The organism is Rhizobium sp. BK376 (assembly GCF_004341625.1).
Taxonomy (GTDB): Bacteria; Pseudomonadota; Alphaproteobacteria; order Rhizobiales; family Rhizobiaceae; genus Rhizobium.
This window is the reverse complement of sequence record NZ_SLZG01000068.1, coordinates 1-7,807: the sequence shown is the minus strand read 5'-3', so window position 1 is coordinate 7,807 and position 7,807 is coordinate 1. Positions and strand designations below refer to the sequence as shown.

Below are 7,807 nucleotides of genomic sequence, written 5' to 3'. Positions count from 1 at the left end.
CTGGTCTTCCGGGGCGCGCCCCGGAAGACCAGCGGCCGCAGCACCTGGGGAAGATTCAAACGGCACTATTGGGGAGTATTGCTCCGGTACTGACAAATGGGACAGAAGCGCGCGAAAAGTGGCTGCGATCATGATGTGAATCGCCCGCTCGTCAGCGTGAGTCGTCTGTCCAACCGGGTGCCTAACCTCGTTGAATGGGTAACCATCAGCAATGCGGAACCTGTCTCCGCGATGAGTTCCAGCATCAAGCTCATCACGGCATCGCCGTTCGCTTCATCCAGGTTTCCCGTCGGCTCGTCCGCGAGTATCAGCAATGGCCGCATCGCAAGCGTGCGCCCAATGGCAACCCGCTGCTGCTGCCCGCCCGACAATTGCTCAGGATATCGCTCCATCAGATCGACGAGGCCAAGCTTCTCTGCAAGTCGGTTTTCCCAGGAAGTATCGGCACGACCCGCAAGACGCGCGTGGAATGCCAAGTTCGCGGCGACGTCCAGCGAGGGGATCAGGTTAAACTGCTGGAAAACGATCCCGACCACGCTGCGCCTAGCGGCCGCTCTTGCTTTGTCGTCCAGGTCGGACAAGATATGTCCTGCCACGTCGACGCGGCCGCTATCGGGTTTGTCCAGGCCTGCAGCAAGATGTAGCAAGGTGCTTTTGCCGCTTCCGGACTCTCCGGTCAGAGCAAGGCTTTCACCTGCTGCGAGATCGAGATCGACGTCGATAAGGACGTCAAGCCTGCCCTCGGCCGTATCGAAATGTTTGCTTACGTTTTGCAGCGACAAGACCATGGACTAGACGCACCCGCTCTTCGACTCGTGGTAACAGCCTTGCCCGTGTCCTTGGAGGGTGTCCAGCGAGGGAATGGAATTCAAATCAAAGTCGGCCTATACCTGAAGGAGAAGATGCTCCGAAAAATCAGTGCCGTGAAGCGAGATGCGCTGGTGGAAACGTTGTTTCCAGACCTTGATCGATCAACGGTACGCATTGGCGTCGAGGCTGCGCCGACCTCCGGCTGTCGGCTCTGAGAAATAACCCATGGATTTCAAAGATGTGCCAAAAGCGCAATGACGTCGACACCGTGGTCAGCCAGTTCCTGCAGTGTTTTTGGGTAATAACCGCGCGATCGGCAACGGCCGAAAGGTATGGACCAGAATTCGGGGGTGTATTTTTGGGAAAATCCCCTGATTAAACGATTATCTAGCCGAGTTAGCAATGCAATTCGTTGCAACCACCCCTCGCGGCTATCTCGGCTAGCTGGCCCCCGTCCCCCGATACTGAAGGATTCCGTTACCGCCACCCGATTTCTGCGGAGACGCGTGTTATGCAGGCGAGCCTGTCTATTCCTGCATAGGAACATGCTCCAACAGTTCGGTATCGAGATTGGCCTGGCGTGCATTCATGTTGCCATCGAACCACAGCAATTCCGCGAACGTCCGATCATCCGGCTGAATTCGCAGCTCGACGACAAGCATAGCAGGGATCATATCCCCCTTGCGCGAACAACGTTCCCACGCCTCATGGTTTCATCCATGGCCGTCTCCCAATTTGGTTGCAATTTAATGGAAGTTTCGACTTTTGATCTTCAGCTGATCGATATGCAAATCGGGGATGAAGATATCCCTGGTTTTTACTGCCGCTTTATCGCGCTGATCCGGTCTTCCCGGCGAGCCATGGGCAAATTCGTCCCCTCGCCCGGTCGTCAATTTGAAATCTCCATTGAGCTCCGCCAATCCTGACAGGTCGCCGGACAGATCGAAAATCTGCTGGGCAATCAGGTGTACCACCTCCCCTTCCCTTTGAATTCGCCCGTGGATCGCCATCATCGATGCGCCGAGCGCCACGCGACGGCGACGCTCGAACAGTTTTGGCCAGATGACAGCATTGGCGGGGGCCGTCTCGTCCTCGATGGTCAGGAATATCACGCCCTTGGCGCTGCCCGGTCGTTGGCGCACGAGAACGAGCCCCGCTGTTATCAGCCATCGGCCGTCGCGAGCCGACATAGCCTCGTTGCAGGTGACGATGCTTCGTTCGCTCAGGTCTTTCCGCAGGAACGAGATCGGATGCTGGCGCAGCGTCAATCCGACATGGCTATAGTCCTGGATGACATTGTGGCCTTCAGTCATCTGCCGGAGTTCGACCTCAGGCTCCTGCTGTTCGGCAATCGCCTGTTCCTGACGCTCGGCGGCAGCCGCAAACAGGGGAAGCGGCTCATCGCGCAGCGCCCTAATCGCCCAGAGCGCATCACGCCGTTCGAGTTGCAGCGACGGTAGGAAGGCATCCGCTTCGGCCAGCTCCACAAGCGAGGTCGCCGGAATACCGGACCGCCGCCACATGTCGTCGACGCTTTCGAAGGGTTGATCCGTACGGGCAACAACGATCCTCGCGACGTCGGCGGCCGCCAGTCCTCGAACCATGCGCATACCGAGCCGGACGGCATGATGGTTGGAGCCTTCGACCTCTTCCAGCGTGCAGTCCCATCGCGACCGGTTGACGCAAACGGGTCGGACCTCGACGCCGTGCTTCACCGCATCGCCGACGATCTGCGCAGGTGCGTAGAATCCCATCGGCTGACTGTTCAAGAGCGCTGCGCAGAACACGTCTGGGAAGTGGCGCTTCACATAGTTGGAAGCATAGGCGATGAGCGCAAACGAGGCCGCATGACTTTCGGGGAAGCCGTAGCTTCCAAAACCTTCGAGCTGCGAAAACGTCTTCTCGGCGAACTCGCGCGAGTAGCCCTTGTTGACCATGCCATCGATCAGCTTGGTCTTGAACTTGCTGACGCCGCCCGTGAACTTGAAGGTGGCCATCGATTTGCGGAGCTGATCGGCTTCGCCACCGGTGAATCCGGCGCAGACCATTGCGACCTTCATCGCACTTTCCTGAAACAGCGGCACGCCGAGCGTCTTGCCGAGCACGGCCTCCAGCTCCGGCGTCGGATATTCGACAGGCTCCTTGCCTTCACGGCGACGAAGATAGGGATGCACCATGTCGCCCTGGATCGGGCCCGGGCGAACGATCGCCACCTGGATCACCAGGTCGTAAAAGGTCCTGGGCTTCAGCCTCGGCAGCATTGCCATCTGTGCTCGGGACTCGATCTGGAAGGTGCCGAGTGTGTCGGCCTTGCGGATCATCGCGTAGGTCGCCGGGTCCTCCTGCGGAATGGAAGCAAGATCAAGCGGCGCTCCCTTGTGCTCGTCGATAAGCGCGAATGCCTTGGCCATGCAGGTCAGCATCCCGAGTGCCAGAACATCCACCTTCATGAACTTCAGCGCTTCGATATCATCCTTGTCCCATTCGATCACCTGGCGGTCGGCCATGGTGGCGGGCTCGATCGGAACGAGATCGTCCAGCCGATCATGGGTCAGGACAAAGCCGCCCGGATGCTGGCCAAGATGCCGAGGCGCTCCCATCAGCTGCTGGGCGAGCTTCAGCGTGAGGGCGAGACGGCGATCGTCCGGATTGAGGTTGTTTTCCCGAAGGCTGCTGTCGCTGACCAGTTCCTCCGACCACGACCACATGCCTGATGACAGCGCCTTGATGACGTCTTCCGGCAAGCCCAGCGCCTTGCCGACATCACGGATGGCCCCCTTTGCCCGATATCGCGTCACCGTCGAACAGAGTGCTGCCTTGTCATGGCCGTAGGTTCGATAAATCCACTGGATGACCTCCTCGCGCCGCTCGTGCTCGAAGTCGACGTCGATATCCGGTGGTTCGTCGCGTTCTTTCGAAACGAAACGCTCGAACAGAAGATCGTTCATTTCCGGATCGATCGAGGTAACGCCGAGAATATAGCAGATGGCGCTGTTGGCCGCCGATCCCCGTCCCTGGCACAGGATTCCCCGGGAGCGGGCATATCGAACGATCGAGAAAACGGTCAGGAAATACGGCGCGTATTGCATCTCCTTGATCAGATCGAGTTCATGCCTGACCGCCTTCAAGACCTTCTGCGGCAAGCCCTCGGGATAGCGGTCCGGGATGCATTCGCGCACGTAGTGCTCCAGCGACTGCTGCGCATTCATGCCTTCGACGAGCGCCTCTTCGGGATACTGGTAGGTCAGCTCGTCCAGCGAGAATTTGCAGCGCTCGACGATTTCCAGGGTTCGCGCGAGGGCTTCCGGATAGCGTGAGAACAAGCGCTCAATTTCCTCGGGTGGCTTGAGAAACCTATCGGCGTGCCGTTCGCGCTCGAAGCCGACATCGTCGATGGTCGTGTTGTTGCGGATGCAGGTGACAACATCCTGCAGCTGGCGGCGGCCCGGTTCGTGGAAGAGCACGTCATTGGTAACGACGGTCTTCAGTTTATGATGGGCTGCCATGTTCGACAGCTCGTGCAAGCGAAGCTGGTCGTTCGGCCGACGCCGCAGGCAGAGAGAGACATAACCCCGGTTTCCGAAGAGTTCCGACATCCTGCGCATCTGAAGGGCACAGGTCTCATCCGGGAGATCGGGCACCAGGATGCCGATCAGGTCTTCGCAATAGTGGGCGATGTCATCGGCGTGGAGGATGCATTTGCCCTTCCCGCCCCTGCTCTTTCCCAGTGTCAGGAGACGGGTCAGCCGGGAATAGGCGGCGCGATCGGTCGGGTAAACCAGGATCGACATGCCGTCCTGAAGGTCGAGCCGACAGCCCACCACAAGCCGGACACCTGTTGCTCGCGACGCTTCCAGGGCACGGACGATCCCTGTCAGGGAATTGCGATCGACGACGCCGACCGCTTGAATACCAAGGTCCCTGGCGATGGCAAACAGTTCGTCGGCGCTGCTTGCCCCGCGAAGAAAGCTGAAATGCGTGGTGACCTGCAATTCGGCGTAGCTCATGCGAAGACTCCATGGAGAAACCATTTGTGCGAACCGGTCTGTGGATCGACGCCGTCACCGGATCGGTAGACCCAGAGGCGCTCGCCGCTGTCATCCTCGACGACGAAATAGTCGCGAACCGCCTGGTATTCGGCACTCCGCGTCCACCATTCACCGAACACCCGCTCGGGGCCGTCGGCTCGCACGACCCGTCGCCGCTTGCCGCGCCAGGTGATACTTGCCGGTGGATAGTCCGGGATCAGCGCGATCGCCTCGATCTGTTCCGGATGGGCAAGAAGCCGGACCGGGCGTCGCCAATGATGGGGCCAGGATTCGATCACGTCACCTGCCCCAGCCGCGACCTTGCGGACGCTGCGTTCGGGAACATCCGAGGCGACCGCCGTCACCCGGTAGACCCGCGCCCCCCTGTTTCCAAAAATATCGATCAGCGGGGTAATGTCCGCTGTCTCCTCGGCAATCAACGACGACGCCTTCTGCTCCTCGGCGAGCGGCTCGGTCATGATCGCGATGAGGGTGACCTTCTCGATCCCAAAACCAGGCTCGATCTTTTCCGTTCGGTCGCGGAACAGTTTTGTCAGCCAGGCAATGTCGCGAGCGGGCTTTGCCGTTCCCGCGCGGATTGCCTGCCTGACACCATCGACCTTCTCGACGATCAGGTCGGTCCGGCGGACACCGAGCCCCTTGCGTTGCAGCTCGGCGACCAACTGCACGACCAGCCGACCGACATATTTGTTGATCGTTTCGGCCGCCCCGATGGGTTCTGCAAAGGAGCGGCTGACCTCGATCATCTCGGGCGGCCGGATCGGGTCGATCGGCTCGGAGAGACGCCCGAACATCTGGTCGAGACGACGTCCGATCTCGGGGCCGAAGCGGAGCGTCAGCGGCGCACGCGGCGTTGCCGACAGCTCTCCGATGGTTCGAAAGCCAAGCAGGTGCAGATCATGAACGACCTTCTCTGGAAGGCGAAGAAGCGCGATCGACAGTTTCTCGACGGCGGCAACCGTCTGGGCTGGCGGGACGATGACGGTCTCGCGGCTAATCGCCCGGGCGCAGGCATGTGCTGCCCCCCAGGTATCGGCAATCGAGACCCTTGCTGTCAGCCCCCTCGCCCTGAACCGGTTGGCGATACCGGTCAGCATCATTTCTTCGCCGCCCTGAAGGTGATCGGCACCCTCCGTGTCCATGACGATGCCATCGGGCGCATCCATGGCAACGACCGGCGAATACTGGCCGAGCGCCCAGAGCGTGATGCGTTCAAGGGCCGCCGCATCTGCACCCGGATCGGCATCCCTCATCAGAAGCTCCCGAAACTGTGCCTGCGCCTTGGCGGCTGGCATTCCGATCTTGATGCCGAGTTTCCTGGCTGTCGTGTCGATTGCGGAAACCCAGCGCTTGGACCCGCTTCTGGCGATGACGACGACCGGCGTGTCAGCGGGAATAGAGGGATCGGCGCGGCGGATACGATCGGTCGACAGTTCCGGCAGAAAGATGGATACGACCCTCGTCATCACAGGCTCCAATCATAAACTCAGCACACTCGCCCGCTTTCACGCGCAGCAGTTCCAGCAGCCAGCGAGGACGACCGACGCCTGGAACCGGCAATTGCTCCGACGGCAGCACGCTCACCCGCCACCGTGTCGTCGAGGCCGTCGGCTGCCCGAAATCAGAGGCCTCCGTCTGTCGTCGCCAGCGCCGGACGACCAGCGCCATGGTTCCGGTCTTTTCGGCGGCGAGCTGCAGCCGTCTGCTTGCGACCATCGGTAGCCTGACGATCTCTCCGACCACGGCACCGAGACTGCCGTAGGCAAGCCCCTCTTCCATCGAGGCGAGGACCTCCTCCTCCTTGTCCGTTTCGACAAAGACCAGCCTGTTCGGATGCAGGCCGGCCTGCGCCAAAGCTGGAAAAAACAGGTCCGGTCTCGTCATGCACCAGAGGACCTGGCCCTTCGTCCTTGCGGCGATACCAGCAACGAACAGTGCGGCTGCTGCACCGTCGATGGTGCCCGCTCCGCCTCCGGCAATCTCGTGCAGAGCGCCATATGCAAGGCCACCGCCAGGCAGAACGGCGTCGATCTCGGGGACCCCGAACGGCAGATTGTCGAGCTTTCGCGGCCCCGCGCCCTCGAACGCTGCGATGCGATCACGCAGTTCTGTTATGACTTGCTCGCGGGCAGCCGACATTGATCACGAATCCCGCTCAGATCGCGTTGAAAAGGACGGCTTCATACCGTTTGAATGTTGACGTTCCCTATCTGTTCCTTTAAATTACAGGAGTCAAGGCATTGCTAAATAGGAATATTGTCTCGTGAATTTGTGGCGACAGAATTACCTCATTGAATCAGTGAGGTACCCTGAAACCGGGCCCGTAAAATTCTTTGCGCCCGAAATGTCGTGTGGTTTTTGATAAACTCCCGGCTTCGCTCATGGATTTTCAGATGCAGGAAGATACATCGCCCGTTCGCAAGATCATCCACGTCGACATGGATGCTTTCTACGCCTCGGTCGAACAGCGGGACAATCCGGAACTCAGAGGCAAGCCTGTGGCCGTCGGCTTTGGTGAAGCGCGTGGTGTCGTGGCAGCTGCGAGTTATGAGGCCCGCAAGTTCGGTGTCCATTCGGCGATGGCGTCCGTGACGGCGATGCGCAAGTGCCCGGACCTTATCTTCGTCAAGCCGCGCTTCGACGTGTACAGGGTGGTATCCCTTCAGATCAGGGCGATCTTTGCAGAATACACGCCGCTGATAGAGCCTCTCTCCCTCGACGAGGCATATTTGGATGTCACCGACAATCTCAAGGGAATGGCGGTCGCGACCGAGATCGCCGAAGAGATCCGGGCGAAAATCGAGGCAGCAACCGGGCTCAATGCCTCGGCAGGGATTTCCTACAACAAGTTTTTGGCGAAGATGGCGAGCGACCTGAACAAGCCGAATGGCCAGGCCGTCATCACGCCGAAGAATGGCCCGGCATTCGTGGCAGCCCTCCCCGTCAAG

Annotated in this window: 6 protein-coding genes; 1 reads left to right on the top strand and 5 read right to left on the bottom strand. The window is 59.9% G+C overall.

All coding sequences use genetic code 11. The features are described 5' to 3' along the window. Nucleotides 1-128 precede the first annotated feature (128 nt). From EV561_RS36510 to EV561_RS36495, 5 genes are all read right to left on the bottom strand, one after another. The gene (locus EV561_RS36510) at nucleotides 129-788 is read right to left on the bottom strand and encodes an ABC transporter ATP-binding protein (protein ID WP_132528712.1); all 660 of its coding nucleotides are present in this window, start codon (nucleotides 786-788) and stop codon (nucleotides 129-131) included. A 549-nt stretch (nucleotides 789-1,337) separates the two neighbouring features. Then, the gene (locus EV561_RS37530) at nucleotides 1,338-1,484 is read right to left on the bottom strand and encodes a hypothetical protein (RefSeq protein WP_165928056.1); all 147 of its coding nucleotides are present in this window, start codon (nucleotides 1,482-1,484) and stop codon (nucleotides 1,338-1,340) included. A 72-nt stretch (nucleotides 1,485-1,556) separates the two neighbouring features. Further along, nucleotides 1,557-4,817, bottom strand: a complete 3,261-nt coding sequence (locus EV561_RS36505) for an error-prone DNA polymerase (protein ID WP_132528711.1) — start codon at nucleotides 4,815-4,817, stop codon at nucleotides 1,557-1,559. Further along, the gene (locus EV561_RS36500) at nucleotides 4,814-6,325 is read right to left on the bottom strand and encodes a DNA polymerase Y family protein (RefSeq protein WP_132528710.1); all 1,512 of its coding nucleotides are present in this window, start codon (nucleotides 6,323-6,325) and stop codon (nucleotides 4,814-4,816) included. The genes EV561_RS36505 and EV561_RS36500 overlap by 4 nt, the downstream gene beginning before the upstream one ends. Continuing rightward, the gene (locus tag EV561_RS36495; RefSeq protein ID WP_132528709.1) at nucleotides 6,246-6,998 is read right to left on the bottom strand and encodes an ImuA family protein; all 753 of its coding nucleotides are present in this window, start codon (nucleotides 6,996-6,998) and stop codon (nucleotides 6,246-6,248) included. Before EV561_RS36495 ends, EV561_RS36500 begins: the two co-directional genes overlap by 80 nt. A gap of 254 nt (nucleotides 6,999-7,252) precedes the next feature. On the opposite strand from EV561_RS36495, the gene dinB reads away from it, so the two are divergent. After that, nucleotides 7,253-7,807: DNA polymerase IV (dinB, locus tag EV561_RS36490; RefSeq protein ID WP_132528708.1), on the top strand; the 555-nt coding region annotated here is incomplete at its 3' end.

Excerpts from the sequence above, each read along its gene's own strand:
- EV561_RS36500 (WP_132528710.1), bottom strand. The coding sequence starts at position 6,325 with ATGACGAGGGTCGTATCCATCTTTCTGCCGGAACTGTCGACCGATCGT.
- EV561_RS36495 (WP_132528709.1), bottom strand. The coding sequence starts at position 6,998 with ATGTCGGCTGCCCGCGAGCAAGTCATAACAGAACTGCGTGATCGCATC.
- EV561_RS36510 (WP_132528712.1), bottom strand. The coding sequence starts at position 788 with ATGGTCTTGTCGCTGCAAAACGTAAGCAAACATTTCGATACGGCCGAG.
- EV561_RS36505 (WP_132528711.1), bottom strand. The coding sequence starts at position 4,817 with ATGAGCTACGCCGAATTGCAGGTCACCACGCATTTCAGCTTTCTTCGC.
- EV561_RS37530 (WP_165928056.1), bottom strand. The coding sequence starts at position 1,484 with ATGATCCCTGCTATGCTTGTCGTCGAGCTGCGAATTCAGCCGGATGAT.